The following is a 16,502-nucleotide window of genomic DNA, read 5'->3' as shown; positions in this document are numbered from 1 at the left end:
GGCTTACGCCGGGAACCCTGCCGTCCCCGCCGCCTACCGCGTTTTCCTGCTGCCGCCCCGATATGGGGCGGAATCGTGGAGATTCGAGGGGCTAACCCCGCGAATCCCCACACTTTTCTGTGTACGCCGTACTCCGGGTTACCCCATCGTACCAACTTTGGACAGATCCCGGGTCTCGCTGACGCTCGCCCGGGATTTCGCCGAAGCAACTTGCGTTACTTCAGCTCAACCTTCGCACCAGCCTTTTCGAGCTGGGCCTTGAGCTTGTCGGCCTCTTCCTTGTTCACGCCTTCCTTGACCGGCTTGGGCGCGCCTTCGACGAGGTCCTTGGCTTCCTTGAGGCCCAGGCCGGTGATGGCGCGGACTTCCTTGATGACTTCGATCTTCTTGTCGCCGGCGGCAGCCAGAACGACCGTGAACTCGGTCTTTTCTTCAGCCGGGGCGGCAGCGGCGGCAGCGGGACCGGCGACCGCAACGGCGGCAGCAGCGGACACGCCCCACTTTTCTTCGAGGAGCTTTGCGAGCTCGGCAGCTTCGAGCACGGTCAGGCTCGAGAGGTCGTCGACGATTTTCTGTAGGTCAGCCATTGATCAGTTTCCTTAAACGTATTGGTTCGAACCAGGTTTGATTTGCGAAGGATCAGGCCGCTTCGCTCTTTGAGGCATAGGCCTGGACGACGCGCGCGAGCTTGGCCGCGGGCGCAGTCGAGAGCTGAGCGATCTTGGTCGCCGGCGCCACCAGGAGGCCGACAATCTTGCCGCGCAGTTCGTCCAGCGACGGCAATGAGGCAAGCGCCTTCACACCGTTCACATCCAGGACGGTTTTACCCATCGAGCCGCCGAGAATGACGAACCGCTCGTTCGTCTTGGCGAATTCGATGGCAACCTTCGGCGCCGCTACCGGATCGTTTGAAGTCGCGATCACGGTCGGTCCCTTCAGCAGGGAGCCGATGGCAACGACATCCGTGCCTTCAAGAGCAATTTTGGCGAGACGGTTCTTCGAGACCTTCACCGACGCACCCGCCTGCTTCATCTGCATGCGCAGCTTCTGCATCTGGGCCACGGTGAGGCCGGAATAGTGGGCGACGACTGCGACGCTCGTGGTCTTGAAGACCTCGTTCAGCGCCTCAACCGCGTCCTTTTTTGCCGCTCTTTCCACAGCAAGCTCTCTCCGGTTGGCGGCCTTCGCTTAAGAGCGAGACCGCCGGGTTGCACCCATCGTCTCACCCAAAACCTGACCTCTAGACACCAGTCTCAAGGACACGCCGGGCAAGACGACATTTGAAACGCCTGCCCTCCCGAACCAGATGGCGCGGGGTGTCGAGGTTCGAACCAAATCAGCCATGGCGTCGCCAAAGGCGGCGTCGAAGCGAAATCCGGTCTTCACCCGTCTATGCAGGCTGTAAGATTAAGCCGTTGAGGAAACTTGCGTTTGGGCACAAATTTCAACGTCGGCGCCTGCAGTCTCGGACAGGATCGAGGCCATCCGGCAAGCCGAAAGACCCCTGCCGCAATCCACCGAAGCGATGAGCTTTCCTTCCTTTCGAGCAATCCATGCGGATGTCCTGAAAGGAATGATCTCCTACCGTATCGGGTTTTCGGAATGCGCGCACGGACGTGCCAGCAACGGCCAGCACGCCCGGAAGCGGTTGTTTACCGAGTCTTGTCCGGCTTGCCAAGAGCAAAATTCAGACCAGATCGGGCTTGGTCCTTTAGCCTGAATTTGAGCCCGAAACGGGCCCGAAAATTTTCTTTGGCCGCCTCCGTCACACTGGCGCGGGCTCGCTCGTCTTGGCCTCAGGAGGTTCCCATGCGGCGTTCGATTGCAGCGATACTGGCAATTCCCACCCTCTTCAACGGACTTGCGATGCTCTTGGCCGGTCCCCGCTGGTACGAAAGTGTTCCAGGGGTCACCGAAACCGGCCCCTTCAACCCGCATTTCGTCCAGGACATCGGCATTGCATTTCTCGTCGCCGGCCTCGCGCTCGCCGCGCGGGCATGGCGCCCGCGCTATTGGCCGGCGGCGATAGCAGGCGCCGGTTTTCTGGCCGCGCACGCCCTGCTCCATCTGGTGCTGATCGCCGGCGGCCACTCCCATCACGTCGCGTTCGACCTCCTCGCCGTCGTCCTGCCGTCGGCCATCGCCCTTTATTCCGCCTTCCCCAGCCCAGGAGAAAGTCATGCGTAGTTGGATCGCCCGCCGCACGCTGCGTGGATTCGCCAAACGTTATGGTTACGACACCAGCTATCTCGAGATGATGCTAAATGAGTCCCCTTCCGCCTTCTTCAAGTTCGCGCCCGTCATGAAGGCGTCCGCCCATCGCGAGGCGGTCCCGATCGATGCGAGTTTCGCAGCCAAGATCGTCGGCGCGCTGGCCGAGGATTGCGGGCCCTGCACGCAACTGGTCGTCGACATGGCGCTGGAAGCCGGCATGCCGAAGGACCAGATCGAAGCCGTGCTGCGCCGTGATCCACGCGCGATGAATGATGCAACCACGCTCGGGTTCCGGTTTGCCGACGCGGTGGCGCGCCGGTCCGCTGACGACGATGAATTTCGCGATGCCGTCCGCGCCCAATGGGGCCAGAAAGGCGTGATAGATCTGACGCTGGCGCTGCAACTGGGCCGGATGTTTCCGATGGTGAAAGGAGGCCTCGGCTATGCCAGGGAGTGCCGCCGCGTCGTCGTGGACGGACACAATGTCGATGTCGTCAAACAGGCCGCTTGAGACCGACCCGCTGGCGCCCCATCGCGGGCGCCTGCTCGGGCTCGCCTATCGCATGCTCGGCAGCCGCAGTGACGCCGAAGACGTCGTGCAGGACGCCTATCTGCGATTTGCCGGCGCACAAGGCGTCCATAATCCGGAGGCCTTTCTCGTCACCATCGTGACCCGCCTCTGTCTCGATCGCCTGAAGAGCGCCAAGGCACAGCGGGAAATCTATGTCGGGCCGTGGCTCCCCGAGCCCGTGTTCGACGCGGAGGGCCTGTCGGCCGACGCCGCCACCGAACTGGCCGACGATCTATCATTCGCATTGTTGCTGGCGCTGGACCGGCTGTCGCCGATGGAACGCGCGGCCTTCCTGCTGCACGACGTGTTCGACACGCCGTTTTCCGAGATCGCCGCCATGCTCGACCGCACCGAAGCGTCCTGCCGGCAACTGGCCTCGCGGGCCCGCCGGGCGGTGCGCGACAATCGCCCCGTGCCCGTGGCGACGCCCGACAGTCACGCTCGCCTCCTGCAGGCCTTCAGCGACGCGGTTGCCAGCGGCGATGTCAGGCAGCTGGCCGAATTGCTGCGAGAGGACGCGGTTGCAATCACCGATGGCGGCGGCCGCAAGTTCGCGGCGCGCAATCCGATCATCGGCGCCGACAAGGTCGCGCGCTTCTTCATCGGCCTTGCCGGCAAGACCGCCGGCCATGATGTCCGTATCGCGCCGGCTGTTATCAACGGGACCGTGGGCGCGCTGCTCTATCTGGACGGCGAACTCGATCTCACCCTGAGCATGGCGATCGACGGCGAAAAGATCGCCGCGATCTATGTCGTCCGCAATCCCGACAAGCTGCGCCATTTGCCGGCTGCCGGGATGCACTGAAGCCGTCAGCCGGGCGGCACCGCATACGGCAGCGGCCTGCCTGCGAAAAACGCGTCGAGATTGGCCATCACGCAGTCCTGCATCGCCACGTGCGATTCCAGCGTATGGCCGCCGATATGCGGCGAGAGCACGACGTTGGGCAGCGCCGTCAGCGCGTCCGGCGCATGAGGCTCCCTGGCGTAGACATCGAGGCCGGCGCCGGCGATGGTCTGGTCGGTGAGCGCCGCGATCAAAGCCTGCTGGTCGATCACCGAGCCGCGCGAGATGTTGACGACGCAGCCGTCCTTGCCGAGCTTCTTCAGGATATCGGCATCGACGGCGTGGTTGGCATCCGCGCCCGCCCGCACCGCGACCATCAGGACGCTGCACCATTCGGCCAGCGCATCGAGCGTCGGAAAATATTGATAGGGAACGTCGTGCTGGCTGCGGCTGAAATAGCCGACCTCGGTCTCGAACGCAGCGACGCGTGCCGCGATCTTGCGGCCGATCTCGCCCATGCCGTAGACGCCGATTTTGCGGCCGAGCATGCCCGCCTGCGGGCGCATCATCGGTGACGGTTTTGCCGCCGCCCAGCTCCCGCCCCGCACATAGTCGTCAGCCACGAGCAGTCGCCGTGTGGCCGCCAGCATCAAGGTAACCGCGATATCGGCGACCGACGCCGCGTTGGCCCCCGGACTGTGGCCAACCGCAATGTTGCGTTTCGCCGCCGCCGCCAGATCGACGCCGTCATAGCCGGTGCCGTAGCAGACGATGGCGCTGAGCTTAGGCAGAAGGTCCATCGCGTCGCCGCGAAGCGGCGTGCCGCCGGCGGTGATCATCGCGCGAATGTCTGCGAGCTGCTCGGCGGAGAACACTTCATTGGGCGGCTTGCCCGCGGCGTTCAGCAACTCATAGCGTTCGCCGAAACGCTCCATCTGGGCCTTTGGAAAACGGGAATAGATCAGGACTTTCTCGGGCATTGTTCTTCCTTCTTGGCAAGTCCGGCGCGGCGACGATTACGAAAAAGCGACGTCAAACGCAAAGGGCGGAATCGGTCACCCGATTCCGCCCTTCCTTATTCACTTAAACTGCAAGGAACTAGCCGAGCAGCGTGCCCGGCTCGACCTTGACGCCCGGGCCCATGGTGGAGGAGACCGCCACGCGCTGGATATAAGTGCCCTTGGCGCCGGCGGGCTTTGCCTTCGACACCGCGTCCGCAAGCGCCTTGACGTTCTGCACCAGCTTTTCCTCGGAGAACGACGCCTTGCCGACGCCGGCCTGCACGATGCCCGCCTTCTCGACGCGGAATTCGACCGAGCCGCCCTTGGCGCCCTTCACGGCAGTGGCGACGTCCATCGTCACGGTGCCGATCTTCGGGTTCGGCATCATGCCGCGCGGGCCGAGCACCTTACCGAGGCGGCCGACCAGCGGCATCATGTCGGGGGTGGCGATACAGCGATCGAAATCGATGTTGCCGCCCTGCACCTTCTCAACCAGGTCTTCGGCGCCGACGACGTCAGCGCCTGCTGCCTTGGCTTCTTCGGCCTTGGCGCCACGGGCGAACACGCCGACGCGCAGCGTGCGGCCGGTGCCGTTCGGCAGGTTGACGACGCCGCGAACCATCTGGTCGGCGTGACGCGGGTCGACGCCGAGGTTGATCGCGATCTCGATCGTCTCGTCGAACTTCGACTTGGCGCGTTCCTTGACCATCTTGATGGCATCCGCGAGCGGATAGAGCTTCTCGCGGTCGACACCCTCGCGGGCCTTGCTCAAACGTTTTCCGATTGCCATGACCCGTTACCCCGCAACTTCCAGACCCATCGAACGGGCGGAGCCCTCAACCATCTTCATGGCCGACTCGACGGAATCGCAATTGAGATCCTTCATCTTCTTCTCGGCGATCTCGCGCACTTGCGCGCGTGTCACCTGGCCGGCCTTGTCGCGGCCCGGAGCTTTCGAACCGGACTGGATCTTGGCGGCCTGCTTGAGGAAGTGGGACATCGGCGGCGTCTTCATCTCGAACGTGAAGGAACGGTCCGCATAGATGGTGATGATCACCGGGATCGGGGTGTTCTTTTCTTCCTTCTGCGTCTGGGCGTTGAACGCCTTGCAGAATTCCATGATGTTGAGACCGCGCTGACCAAGCGCGGGACCGATCGGGGGCGAAGGATTCGCCGCACCGGCCGGCACCTGCAATTTCAGGTATCCGGTCACTTTCTTTGCCATGTATCGCTCCTGTTGTGCCGGCCGGGGCCGGCTGTTTCAGGGTCCGTGGTTCGGTTGAAGAGCGGCTGGCGACCGCCCTCTCCCTCCCACGGCCTCAATTGACGCGAAGACAGAGCTTCGCGCTTTCGGTCAGACCTTCTCGACCTGACCGAATTCCAGTTCGACGGGCGTGGCGCGGCCGAAGATCGACACCGCGACCTTCACGCGCGAACGCGCCTCGTCAATTTCTTCAACCACGCCGGAGAACGACGCGAACGGCCCATCGGCCACACGGACGTTCTCGCCGATTTCGAACGAAACCGAGGCCTTCGGACGTTCGACGCCTTCCTGCACCTGGTGCAGGATCCGCATCGCCTCGGATTCGGAGATCGGCATCGGCTTGTTTTCGGCGCCCAGGAAGCCGGTCACCTTGGGCGTGTTCTTGATCAGGTGAAACGCCTCGTCGGTCAGTTTCATCTTCACCAGCACGTAGCCCGGGAAGAACTTGCGTTCGGCATCGATCTTGCGGCCGCGGCGCACCTCGGTGACCTTTTCGGTCGGCACCAGCACCTGCTCGAACAAGTCCTCAAGCCCACGCTGCTTGGCCTGCTCGCGGATCGATTCAGAGACCTTTTTTTCGAAATTCGAATAGGCGTGAACAATATACCAGCGCTTGTCCATGGTTTGGGTTCCGGTGCTCATCAGTGGACGCCCAGCAGGAAGGTGACAACGTAGCGGATGATCAAATCCGAGGTGAAAAAGAAGATCGAGGCCAGTGCAACCATTACGAACACCATGATCGTGGTGATCGTCGTCTCGCGGCGCGTCGGCCAGGTGACCTTGGCGGTCTCCGAGCGCACTTCCTGCAGGAATTTGAACGGGCTGAAAGCCATCGTTGGTTACCGCGTCCTTCGTGAGGCGATTGTGATTTAAAGCGAATCCGAACAGCCCTCTCGCGCCCAGCCCTCTCTCGAAGGATGAGCGCCAAGCGGGCTCGATTGTTCGGGGGAATTCAAAGCCGCGCCGGATATCCGCATCTAGCGGGCCGGCTGCAGGTGGCGGGTATCTACTGCCGACCGGGCAAAAGGTCAAGGTACGGGGTGCCGCGGGGCCTCCAAATGGCCCCCCTTTGGGGGACGCCCCAACGAAAAAGGCTGCCGGCCATTGGTTAATCCCCGGGTACAGCCTTCTCTCAAATGCCCACAAGCCCGCGATCTGGATTTTAAAAACTCCCGGCTATTCTGGGCGTTCCATAGGGGAGCGAGACGACGATGGCTCTGTTAGGCCAAGACCTGGAAAGACCCTCGGGCGAGACGGCCTGGACCGTTCTCGACGCGGCGAACGACCTCGGCGACACAACCACCATCGACGCATGTCGGCGGGTCATCGACGCAGATCTGCGGGGCGAGGCTCCCGCGCGATCGGACATGGCGGTTCTCACCGCGTTCTTCGCGTAAGCCCGGGCAACGCCCGGGAAGTTCTGTCAAGCCCTTGATTAAGCTGACTTAGCTGGCAGGAATGGCAGGACTCGAAGCTGCGCCCCCCGGTTTTGGCGCGACCGCGCGCCGGATCGCCGAAAGCCTACAAGCACCCATGAGCGCAATTCATCCCGACGGCTACGGTGATCGCCTCTCGAGAGGCCTCCCGCGCTCTGCCGAAGGGAGTAGTCCGGATGGGAAACGCGAGGCCGAAGCCCCGCGCCTAGCCGTTCTTGTTCCTCAGCCTTGTGGGATTGGCGTGGTAGCTGGGGGACTTAGGGGGGCTCCTCCAAGCGAAAAAGGTCCCACAGGTTTAGGCTGCGGAGCCATCTTTTTGCGCGCTACTCGGGATAGCCGATTTTGAGCATGCCTTGCCGAAATGGAGGAAGTAACTTCCGGGGTTATTGCATTTTGCAGCGAGTCGACCTTCGCTATGAGCCTGGAAATCTGAGCAGACACCTTCTTCACGTCTTCATGCTCATCCGCTATCTGAGTAGATAATTTCTTCACACCGGCTTGCCCATCGCCGACGCTCTGTCTCAGCGAAGCAAGCGTAATTGAATCCTGCTGAAGAAGAGCTGTGTTTTGCTGCAATAAGAAGTTGTTCTCCTGCAGCGAGGCAGCGTGTTGCTGCTGGGCCGAATGAATATCCTTCAATGCGGCGACAGCCGGATCCGCTATGGGATCGGAAGCTTTCTGGTGCGGAAGCAGTTCGGCCAGACTGCTGATGTCAGGCAGAGCAAAATCGGAAGGCGACATTGTGTAGAAGGCCGCCGTCGAGTTTATTCCAAGAGCGAGCACCGCCAGCGCCAGGACTGATTTCCGGCTCGATTTCTTGGTCGGCGCCGTGGATTCGGGTTGTTCGGTTTGGCTCTGCTTTTCCGATGTGTTGGTCACGTGCATCAACCTCAATGAGTGAACAAAAAAGAGCCGTCGCTGGATCGTCCGTTGCGACGGCTCCTTTTACGCGGCACCCAACTAGAACTGCCTGAGACTATAGGCTGATGAGATTAATTCCACGTTAGCGCCTCAACCGCCTGCGGTGCATCGCCAGCCGCAGAGACATTCCAGTATGCTACCGAGTTCGCGGTCTCTCACTCATCAACGATCTGTCCGCCGTCATAACCGCAAGCGACCCGTCCGAGCGCCGCGCGAAACTGTTCGGTATCGACCGTGGACGCAAGCTCTGCGAGGTCATCGGACTTCGCAATTCGGCGGGCGCGAGCCAAAAGCGACGTTATGAGGCTTGTATCGAGATAAGGCAGGCTCGCCCAAAATCCGCGCGCGAGATCCTGCGCCAACGCGTGATCGGGATGTTGCTTATTTTCGGGGGCACGGCCTATCTCGTACATGTGACGAACCGCCTGCCACGGTGCCCGCTCGGACGGAAGGCGCGCCAAAATCTCAGGATGTTCTTGCGCGACATAGAACCGGTTGAGCGTGTCGAACAGAACGAAGTGGTAGCCCTGAGCAACAAGGAACGGTTCCCAGTCCTGCCATCCCCGCTCTGACGCCAGCGGCATTACCGCTTCGGCGACGATCACCTTCGGTCGAAAACGCTTCCAATCGCCGCCGAACAGAACATCGCCTTCGGCGCCCTCGACATCGATCTTGAGGAAGTCGACAGAGCCTAGATCGTGTCTTTCGCACAATTTGGCCAGCGTCGTCACAGGCATGCGAACGGTCTGATAGTCGACGCCGAACGCTTTTGCTTTTTGCGCGAGGCCTTCCACTGTCGTCGAGAGCCCGTGCAGACGTTCGACCACATGGAAGTCGATTTCGCCGCAGTGTCGTCCGACCAGGCCACAAATCGCGAGATCGCGCGGGCGCAGCCGCTGGTACAGCGCCACAAGTTCAGGCTGTGGCTCGACTACAATTCCTCGCCAGCCGCGTTCATAGAACCAGAACGACACGTTGTCGGCAATCGGATGCCCTGCACCGACATCGATATAGGTCCCGGTGCTCTGTCCCGCGAAGGCCAGCGAAAGATGATAGTCCTCGAGATTCTGTGAGTAGGATAGCTCCATTCGCTTTCGTTTCTCTCCGGCGTGCTGATGCATCCTCAGCCGACAAACCGGCCCGCCCTGCGGCACGTCGGCATTCTGTCCATTCCTTCACTGTGCTCTAATTTGGGGACTTAGTGTCAATGTGAAACAAAACGGACCTTGGGCGGGCGGGCAGACCTTCCCCCTCGCTGGGTCCGTTATACCCCCAGGTCCAGCGCGATGCGGTCGAGCGTGGCGTGGATCCTCCCAAGGTCGAACGGTCCACGATGACGACTTACGACCTGAAGCAGACCGGTCAATTGATCGAGGCGATGCGGAGCACCCGGCTGTTTGCCCCTGGCTGTCCTTACTGGGGATGCGGCGGGGTCAGATCGCTGGCCTCCGGAGCCCATCCCAAAGTCGCCTCGGAACGGCTGGGACATAGCAGGATCGGAATCACCTTGGACCTTTACGGCCACGTGATGCCCGGAATGCAAGAAGACGCTGCGGCACGGGTAGGTGCTGGCCTTTCAGGCCGCAAAAACCACCGCCAAGTGAATGGCAGCAAGAGCCCGCTGGAAGTTTTGCTAAGTTATTGAAAAGATGGCAGGAGTGGCAGGGCTCGAACCTGCGACCCCCGGTTTTGGAGACCGGTGCTCTACCAATTGAGCTACACTCCTGCAGGGAACCGGCGCGTGCGCCGCTTCGCGCCGTTTCAAGCATAGGGCATACCCCGATTGCAAGGGCGAAGCGGCTTCCGGCCTACCCAAAGCTGGGCATCTGCGCCAGACTGGTTTCTACAAACAACAAGCGCAACGGGAGAGACCATGAACGCGCAGACCGCCGCCCGGCAGACACCCACCCCCCAGACCCCTTCTCTCCCCGACGCCAAGCCGGAAACGATCGGGCTCTCGACCGTCCGCCTGCAGCGGATGTCGGACGCCTTCAAGCGCGAGGTCGACAAGGGAACCCTCCCCGGCGCGACCGTGATGGTGGCGCGGCGCGGTCAGGTCGGCTGGTTCGATGCGATCGGCCGCCAGAGCCCGGCGGGAGGCGCGCCGATGGCGCATGACAGCATCTTCCGCATCTTCTCGATGACGAAGCCGATCGTCTCGGCCGGCATCATGATGCTGGTCGAGGACGGTCACTTCATTCTGGGCGATCCCGTCGCGAAATTTATTCCGGAGTTTGCCGGGCAGAAGGTCGGCGTCGACAACAACGGCAAGCTCGACCTCGTCCCGGTAAAGCGGCAGATGACCGTCCAGGACCTGCTGCGGCATACCTCGGGCCTGACCTACGACCACACCGGCAACGGCCTGGTCCAGCAGCTCTACCAGCAGTCGCGGCTGCGCAGCCGCAAGATCACCAACGCCGAGCACGCGACCATGATCGCCGGCATGCCGCTGATCTGCCAGCCCGGCGCGGAATGGAATTACAGCCGCTCGACCGACGTGCTCGGCCGCATCATCGAGGTCGTCTCCGGCAAGTCGCTCGGCGCCTTCCTGACCGAACGCATCCTGGCGCCGCTGCAAATGGCCGAGACCGCATTCCATACGGGCGAAGCCAACGCCAGCCGCCTCGCCGAGCCGTTCGCAACCGATCCATGGAATGGCGACAAGGTGCAGCTCTTCAACATGCTGGAGAAGCCCGCGATGGAATCCGGCGGCGGGGGGCTGGTCTCGACCACGATGGACTATGCGCGGTTCTGCCAGATGCTGCTCAATGGCGGCGCGCTCGACGGCGTCCGGATCATCGGTCGCAAGACGCTGGAGCTGATGGCCTCGGATCACCTCAGCGCCGGCGTGAAGGTCGACTCGCCGCTGATGCCGCCCGGCCACGGTTTTGGCCTCGGCTTCGCTGTCCGTACGCACCGCGGCATCGCGCCGTTCCCGGGCTCGCTCGGCCAGTTCTTCTGGAGCGGCATGGCCGGCACGTTCTTCTTCATCGACCCGGCGGAAGACCTGTTCACGGTGTTCATGATGCAGGGCCCCGGCCAGCGCGAATATATCCGTTCGATGCTGCGGGATCTGGTGTACGCGGCGGTGGAGTAAGGCGCAGCGTCATTCCGAGGCGCGCGTTAGCGCGAACTATGGTGCGCATTGCGCACCTGAGAATCTCGAGATTCCGGGTTCAGCCCTAACGGGCTGCCCCGGAATGACAAGCCAAGCCTCAACTGATCGTAGCCCCGCCGTCGATCACGATGGTCTGGCCGGTCATGAAGTCCCCGGCCTTCGATCCCATCAGCACCGCGGCGCCCGCGATCTCGTCCGGCACGCCGATGCGCAAGAGCGGCGAACGCGCGGTGGAAGCCTTCAGCGTCTCCGGATTGTCCCACAGCGCTTTGGCGAAATCGGTCTTGATCAGGCCGGGCGCGATGCAGTTCACGCGGATATTGTGCTTGCCGTACTCGCAGGCCAGGTTGCGCGCGAGCTGCATGTCGGCGGCCTTCGAGATCGCGTAGGCGCCGAGCACGGTCGAGCCCTTCAGGCCGCCGATCGAGGACACGATCACGATCGAGCCGTCCTTTCGCTCGATCATCTGCGGCACCACCATGTTGATCAGCCAGTTGTTGGCGACGATGTTGTTGTCGAGGATTTTTCGGAACTGGTCGTCGGAAATGCCGCCGAGCGGACCGTAGTAGGGATTGGACGCGGCGTTGCAGACCAGCACGTCGATCTTGCCGAAGGCGCGGTTGGATTCGTCGACCAGGTTCTGCAGGTTTTCCTTGTTCGAGATGTTCGCCGCGATCGCAACCGCCGTCCCCTTGCCGAACTTTTCGTTGATCTCCCTGGCGACCTGATCGCAGACGTCCTGCTTGCGCGAGGAGATCACGACCTTGGCGCCGTGCTCGGCCATGCGCTCGGCGATGGCGCGGCCGATGCCGCGCGTGGAGCCGGTGATGACGGCGACTTTTCCCGACATATCGAACAAGGTCATGTCTCTCTCCCCGATGTTGGTCCAGCGCAATGCTGGCTTGGTCTTGAATTCGAACTAAGCAGCCTTTGCAGTTCTCGACAACTCAAGGCTCAGGCGAGTTTCGTCTCCGGCGGCTTCACCTCAGGCCCCGCCGGCTGATGCATGGCGTTGTGCGAAGCGTCCGCGATCCAAGGCTGCTGGTTGACCATCGGCAGCCGCCAGCCGGTGTAATCGGCGCTTGAGAGATGATCGAGCCGCGTCACCGAACAATTGTCGATATCGAAGGCGAGGCCTTTCTCCGGCTGACCGCCGAGTGCGAGCCCGACGGCAGCCCTGATCGTGCCGCCATGAGCGACGGCGATGACGTCCCTGCCCGCCTGCTCGGCGTTGATGCGCTCGATGGCGCCGCAAACGCGGTTATAGAGGTTCATGAAACTCTCGCCGCCGGGCGGGGGTTCGTCGATCTCAGTAAGCCAGTGGCTGCCGACCGGCCGGCTGGCGAGAAATGCCGCGCGGTTCAGGCCTTGCCACTCACCGAGATGCTGTTCGGCGAACGCATTCACGTGCGGCATGTCCGACGGCTTGGGAAATCCGGCGGCCCAGATCGCGCTTGCGGTCTGATGCGTGCGCTTCAGATTGCTTGCATACCAGACCGCGTTGCGCGGCAGGATTTTTCCAACCGCCTCGAACACGACGCGGTCGCTGGTGTCGCAGCCCAGATCCTCCTGCCCGTAAATGCAGCCGTTATCTTCGCGGACCGGCGCATGGCGAATCCACCACCATCGCGTCACAATCACCCGCGGCCTGTCTGGATTCGACATCATCAAAGCCCTTCAATACTGTTCGCTGTCGCTGTACGTCAGAGCACGCATCGTCTCAAGTGACTTGGCGTTTGAAATTCTGTTTGAATTCCGCAAGGCGGCAGACGCCGACGCGCATAACACTGCAGGGAGAAACTCATGGGCCGCCTCGAAGGCAAATCCGTCGTCATCACAGGTGCTGGAAGTGGCATCGGACGCGCAGCGTCGGTGCTGTTCTCCAGGGAGGGCGCGAAGCTCATTATCGTCGACCGCACCGAGGGCGTGAAGGAAACCGCAAAGCTCGTCAGTGACGCCGGCGGCACCATCGAGGCCGTGATGGCGGATGCGGGTTCGGAGGCCGACGTGAAGGCCTTCATCGACAGGGCGGTCGCGAAATACGGCAGGCTCGACGCGATCTGGGCCAATGCCGGCGTCAGCGGCGGGCTGGTGCCCTTGGCCGAGCAGACCGTCGATCACTGGCAGGAGGTGTTGCGCGTCAATCTGATCGGGCCGTTTCTCGCGATCAAGCATTCGATGCCGCACATGATCAAGCAGAAGTCCGGCTCGATCGTCTGCACCGCATCTGTGGCGGGCCTCAAGGCCGGCGCCAGTGGTCACCCTTACGGCGCGAGCAAGGCCGGCGTTATCAGCCTGGTGCAGACCACCGCCTACTCGCTGTCCGGCACCGGTGTGCGCATCAACGCAGTATGCCCGGGTCTGATCGAAACCGGCATGACCAAGCCGGTGTTCGATCGCGCCAAGGAGCGCGGCACCCAGGACAAGATCGGCCAGCTCAATCCGCTGAAGCGTCCCGGCCAGCCGCACGAGCTTGCGGCGATGGGATTGTTCCTCGCCAGCGACGACGCCTCCTACGTCAACGGCCAGGCGATCCCGGTCGACGGCGGCCTCACCGCGTCGATGCCGTATACCGGCAAGCCGATCTAGCGAGATTCCCGTGTCCCGGACGCGGCGCGGCGTGTAACGCTGCTCCGCAGAGCCGGGACACGAGAATGATCTATGCGGAGATCGCAAGAAGGCTCCTGCCTTTTGCCGGCGAATAGTCCGTTGCCGCCAGCAAACGGTCCTCGATCTGGCCCACCATCAGGCCGTGTTCCGCATGCGTCACGCGCTTGATCTCGGACCATTCGGTATCGGCCATGAAGGCCGACCATGCGGCCGTCTTGGCCGCCTCGTCGGGCCATTCCAAGAGATAGGCAAACTCGGTCCTGTCGCCGAATTTGGTTTCCCACATCGCGACGATCCGGAAACCATATCCGGTTTGCATGATGCGCGCGGCGTGATCGCGAAAGCGGGCGTGGAACGCGGCCTTGTTCTTTTCGAATATTTCGTAGATGCGCAGTTGCTGGATCATGACCATCTCCAATCAGCCTCGGATATGGACACCCGCGACGCAATCACAAGCCGTCCGGCGGAAAGCCGGATGATTCCGCCGCCAGCGCGCGGTGGCGGATGCGTTCGCGGTAGAAGGCGTAGAGACCGGACAGCACGATGATGGATGCGCCGAGCACCATCATCGCGTCGGGCACGTCGCCGAACACGAGATAACCGAGCAGCATCGCCCACAGCAGCGCCAAATAGCGGAACGGCGCCACCGCGGAGATGTCGCCGGTGCGCAACGCTGTGATGATACATTGGTAGCCGATCAGCAGCAGCACGGCGGCCAGCGCCTGCAGGCCGAGCGCGCCTGTCGATGGCGGCGTCCAGCCGCCGAGCGGAACCAGGATGGCGCCACCGGCAGCGGTTACGGTCACGGTCGTCAACAGCGTGATGAACAGCGACGGAATCTGCGCGGGGATCTTCCTCGTCGCGAGATCGCGCAGCGCGCAGAAGCCGACCGACACCAGCGCGAACAGCGAATACTGGCTGAAGCCCGCAAGCCCCGGCCGCACGATGATCAGCACGCCGATGAAGCCGGCCACGATCGCCGACCAGCGCCGCCATCCGACCGGCTCACCGAATATCACGGCGGCGCCGAGCGTGATCGCCAGTGGCAGCGCCTGGAAGATCGCCGAGGTGTTGGCGAGCGGCAAATGCGCGAGCGCCGCCATGAACGAGATCGTGCCGCCGATTTCGCCGAACACCCGCAGCGCCACCGGCTTGACCATCAGGGTGTGCAACGGACGCAGCGCGCCCTGATGCCAGGCGAACACCGCGACCAGCAGAATCGCGAACAGCCCGCGCACCAGCATCACCTGGCCGAAGTTCATCTCGGACGACACTACCTTGGTGATGGAGTCGTTCGTGGTGAACGCCGCCATGGATACCGCCATGAGCAGGCTGCCGCGAATATTCGGAGAGAGTGCCAAGTAAGCCAACGACGCGGCTTAGGTCGCGCCGGCTTTCTGTGCATATGCCCAGGCATCCTTCGACAGTGGCACGGTGCGCGCCGCCGACTCCAGCGCCCTGGCATTGGCCGCGGTGCCGTCGCGAACGCGGCCGGCGATGCCCTGCGTGATGCCGGCCAGACGGAACAGGTTGTAGGCAAAATACCAGTTCAGGTCAGGCACGGCGCTGCCGGTGACGTTGCAGTAGATCTGCGCGGCCTCTTCCAGGCTCGGAATGTTGAGTGCCTTGAGATCGGCATTGGCGAGACCCGGCATGGTCCACTGCATCAACAGATAGGTGAAGTCGGCCATGGGATCGCCGAGCGTCGACAGTTCCCAGTCCAGCACGGCCTGCACGCGCGGTTCCGTCGCATGGAAAATCATGTTGTCGAGACGGTAGTCGCCGTGGACGACCGAGGCGCGCGCCTGCGCCGGCACGGTTTTCGGCAGCCACTCGGCAAGCTTCTCGAATTCCGGAATGTGCTGCGTCTCGGAGGCGCGGTATTGCTTGGTCCAGCGATCGACCTGACGCGCGAAATAATTGCCCGGCTTGCCGAAATCGCCGAGCCCGATTTTCTCGGGATCGAAGACATGGAGTTTTGCCAGCGTCTCGATCTTGCTGGTAAAAATCTTGCGGCGGGCGTCCGGCGTCTGGCTCGGCAGGCTCGGATCCCAGAACACCCGGCCCTCTTCCATCGACATGATGTAGAAGGCCGCGCCGATCACGGCGTCGTCGGTGCACAGCGCGTAGGCCTTGGCGACCGGAAAGCCCTGCTTGCCGAGCGCTGCGATGACGCGGAACTCGCGATCGACCGCATGCGCCGAGGGCAGCAATTTACCGAACGGTTTTCGACGCATCACGTAGGAGCGCGCCGGCGTTTCGAGCTTGTAGGTCGGGTTGGACTGGCCGCCCTTGAACTGCAGGACGGTCAGCGGCCCCTGATAGCCCTCGACATGCTCGCGCATCCAGCCATCGAGGCTCGCCTCGTTGATACGATGACGCTCCTCGACTTCCTTGGTGCCCGAGAACTCTTCGTCTTTCCTGACGCCGTCCGCCACGATGACGCTCCCTTACATTTTTTATTATTCCGTCATTCCGGGATGGTCCGAAGGACCAGACCCGGAATCTCGAGATTCCGGGTTCGATGCTGTCGCATCGCCCCGGAATGACGGGTAGGAGCGCAGGTGACGGCTCCCGTCGGTT

The 16,502-nt window shown here is 62.5% G+C and carries 21 protein-coding genes and 1 tRNA gene; 7 read left to right on the top strand and 15 right to left on the bottom strand.

The window, feature by feature from the left end; genetic code table 11:
- Positions 1-215 precede the first annotated feature (215 nt).
- Entirely contained in the window at positions 216-587 is a 372-nt protein-coding gene (gene rplL / locus V1283_RS07500) for a 50S ribosomal protein L7/L12 (RefSeq protein WP_108518057.1), read from the bottom strand.
- Between the two features lie 52 nt (positions 588-639).
- Complete coding sequence (gene rplJ, locus V1283_RS07495) at positions 640-1,158, bottom strand: 50S ribosomal protein L10 (protein ID WP_334385791.1); 519 nt, start codon at positions 1,156-1,158, stop codon at positions 640-642.
- A 651-nt stretch (positions 1,159-1,809) separates the two neighbouring features.
- Between rplJ and V1283_RS07490 the strand changes: the two genes are divergently transcribed.
- The 3 genes from V1283_RS07490 to sigJ are packed head-to-tail and all read left to right on the top strand — an operon-like array spanning position 1,810 to position 3,590.
- A complete protein-coding gene (locus V1283_RS07490) occupies positions 1,810-2,187 on the top strand; it encodes a hypothetical protein (RefSeq protein WP_334385790.1) in 378 nt (125 codons plus the stop codon).
- Positions 2,180-2,725 (top strand): hypothetical protein, encoded by a 546-nt coding sequence (locus V1283_RS07485; RefSeq protein ID WP_334385789.1) that lies wholly within the window; start codon positions 2,180-2,182, stop codon positions 2,723-2,725. Before V1283_RS07490 ends, V1283_RS07485 begins: the two co-directional genes overlap by 8 nt.
- Positions 2,697-3,590, top strand: a complete 894-nt coding sequence (gene sigJ / locus V1283_RS07480; protein WP_334385788.1) for an RNA polymerase sigma factor SigJ — start codon at positions 2,697-2,699, stop codon at positions 3,588-3,590. The genes V1283_RS07485 and sigJ overlap by 29 nt, the downstream gene beginning before the upstream one ends.
- Before the next feature lie 5 nt (positions 3,591-3,595).
- On the opposite strand, the gene V1283_RS07475 is transcribed toward sigJ, so the two are convergent.
- The 5 genes from V1283_RS07475 to secE all read right to left on the bottom strand — a co-directional run bounded on the left by V1283_RS07475 (position 3,596) and on the right by secE (position 6,667).
- Positions 3,596-4,549, bottom strand: coding sequence for a 2-hydroxyacid dehydrogenase (locus V1283_RS07475; RefSeq protein WP_334385787.1), 954 nt, complete (start codon positions 4,547-4,549; stop codon positions 3,596-3,598).
- 118 nt (positions 4,550-4,667) lie between these two features.
- Entirely contained in the window at positions 4,668-5,360 is a 693-nt protein-coding gene (rplA, locus tag V1283_RS07470; RefSeq protein WP_334385786.1) for a 50S ribosomal protein L1, read from the bottom strand.
- A 6-nt stretch (positions 5,361-5,366) separates the two neighbouring features.
- Positions 5,367-5,795 (bottom strand): 50S ribosomal protein L11, encoded by a 429-nt coding sequence (gene rplK / locus V1283_RS07465; RefSeq protein WP_334385785.1) that lies wholly within the window; start codon positions 5,793-5,795, stop codon positions 5,367-5,369.
- Positions 5,796-5,924: 129 nt separating this feature from the next.
- Positions 5,925-6,455 (bottom strand): transcription termination/antitermination protein NusG, encoded by a 531-nt coding sequence (nusG, locus tag V1283_RS07460; protein WP_247787048.1) that lies wholly within the window; start codon positions 6,453-6,455, stop codon positions 5,925-5,927.
- A gap of 20 nt (positions 6,456-6,475) precedes the next feature.
- Positions 6,476-6,667, bottom strand: a complete 192-nt coding sequence (gene secE, locus V1283_RS07455) for a preprotein translocase subunit SecE (RefSeq protein WP_283034105.1) — start codon at positions 6,665-6,667, stop codon at positions 6,476-6,478.
- Positions 6,668-7,045: 378 nt separating this feature from the next.
- Between secE and V1283_RS07450 the strand changes: the two genes are divergently transcribed.
- Complete coding sequence (locus V1283_RS07450; protein ID WP_334385781.1) at positions 7,046-7,231, top strand: hypothetical protein; 186 nt, start codon at positions 7,046-7,048, stop codon at positions 7,229-7,231.
- A gap of 261 nt (positions 7,232-7,492) precedes the next feature.
- Here V1283_RS07450 and V1283_RS07445 read toward each other — a convergent pair whose 3' ends face one another.
- Both V1283_RS07445 and V1283_RS07440 read right to left on the bottom strand, forming a co-directional pair.
- Entirely contained in the window at positions 7,493-8,155 is a 663-nt protein-coding gene (locus V1283_RS07445) for a hypothetical protein (RefSeq protein ID WP_334385780.1), read from the bottom strand.
- Between the two features lie 191 nt (positions 8,156-8,346).
- Positions 8,347-9,279 carry an FkbM family methyltransferase gene (locus tag V1283_RS07440; RefSeq protein ID WP_334385779.1) on the bottom strand — a complete coding sequence of 311 codons (933 nt, stop codon included), beginning with the start codon at positions 9,277-9,279 and terminating at the stop codon, positions 8,347-8,349.
- Between the two features lie 245 nt (positions 9,280-9,524).
- On the opposite strand from V1283_RS07440, the gene V1283_RS07435 reads away from it, so the two are divergent.
- Entirely contained in the window at positions 9,525-9,836 is a 312-nt protein-coding gene (locus V1283_RS07435) for a hypothetical protein (protein WP_334385778.1), read from the top strand.
- 5 nt (positions 9,837-9,841) lie between these two features.
- On the opposite strand, the gene V1283_RS07430 is transcribed toward V1283_RS07435, so the two are convergent.
- Positions 9,842-9,917, bottom strand: a tRNA-Trp gene (locus V1283_RS07430).
- Positions 9,918-10,064: 147 nt separating this feature from the next.
- On the opposite strand from V1283_RS07430, the gene V1283_RS07425 reads away from it, so the two are divergent.
- Complete coding sequence (locus V1283_RS07425) at positions 10,065-11,288, top strand: serine hydrolase domain-containing protein (RefSeq protein ID WP_334385777.1); 1,224 nt, start codon at positions 10,065-10,067, stop codon at positions 11,286-11,288.
- Positions 11,289-11,406: 118 nt separating this feature from the next.
- Here the strand turns inward: V1283_RS07425 and V1283_RS07420 are convergent, their stop codons facing one another.
- Together V1283_RS07420 and V1283_RS07415 are read right to left on the bottom strand one after the other, a co-directional pair.
- Complete coding sequence (locus tag V1283_RS07420) at positions 11,407-12,174, bottom strand: SDR family NAD(P)-dependent oxidoreductase (RefSeq protein WP_334385776.1); 768 nt, start codon at positions 12,172-12,174, stop codon at positions 11,407-11,409.
- An 89-nt stretch (positions 12,175-12,263) separates the two neighbouring features.
- Positions 12,264-12,974: a histidine phosphatase family protein gene (locus V1283_RS07415; RefSeq protein WP_334392984.1), complete on the bottom strand. Its 711-nt coding sequence runs from the start codon at positions 12,972-12,974 to the stop codon at positions 12,264-12,266.
- A 138-nt stretch (positions 12,975-13,112) separates the two neighbouring features.
- On the opposite strand from V1283_RS07415, the gene V1283_RS07410 reads away from it, so the two are divergent.
- Positions 13,113-13,898 (top strand): SDR family NAD(P)-dependent oxidoreductase, encoded by a 786-nt coding sequence (locus tag V1283_RS07410; RefSeq protein ID WP_334385775.1) that lies wholly within the window; start codon positions 13,113-13,115, stop codon positions 13,896-13,898.
- 70 nt (positions 13,899-13,968) lie between these two features.
- Here the strand turns inward: V1283_RS07410 and V1283_RS07405 are convergent, their stop codons facing one another.
- The 3 genes from V1283_RS07405 to V1283_RS07395 are packed head-to-tail and all read right to left on the bottom strand — an operon-like array spanning position 13,969 to position 16,357.
- Positions 13,969-14,325: an NIPSNAP family protein gene (locus tag V1283_RS07405; RefSeq protein ID WP_334385774.1), complete on the bottom strand. Its 357-nt coding sequence runs from the start codon at positions 14,323-14,325 to the stop codon at positions 13,969-13,971.
- Between the two features lie 43 nt (positions 14,326-14,368).
- A complete protein-coding gene (locus V1283_RS07400; RefSeq protein ID WP_334385773.1) occupies positions 14,369-15,280 on the bottom strand; it encodes a DMT family transporter in 912 nt (303 codons plus the stop codon).
- 18 nt (positions 15,281-15,298) lie between these two features.
- The gene (locus tag V1283_RS07395) at positions 15,299-16,357 is read right to left on the bottom strand and encodes a phosphotransferase family protein (protein ID WP_334385772.1); all 1,059 of its coding nucleotides are present in this window, start codon (positions 16,355-16,357) and stop codon (positions 15,299-15,301) included.
- Positions 16,358-16,502 lie beyond the last annotated feature (145 nt).

The organism is Bradyrhizobium sp. AZCC 2262, assembly GCF_036924535.1.
Taxonomy (GTDB): domain Bacteria; phylum Pseudomonadota; class Alphaproteobacteria; order Rhizobiales; family Xanthobacteraceae; genus Bradyrhizobium.
The sequence above is the reverse complement of the archived record's forward strand: the minus strand, read 5'-3'. Positions and strand labels throughout refer to the sequence as shown.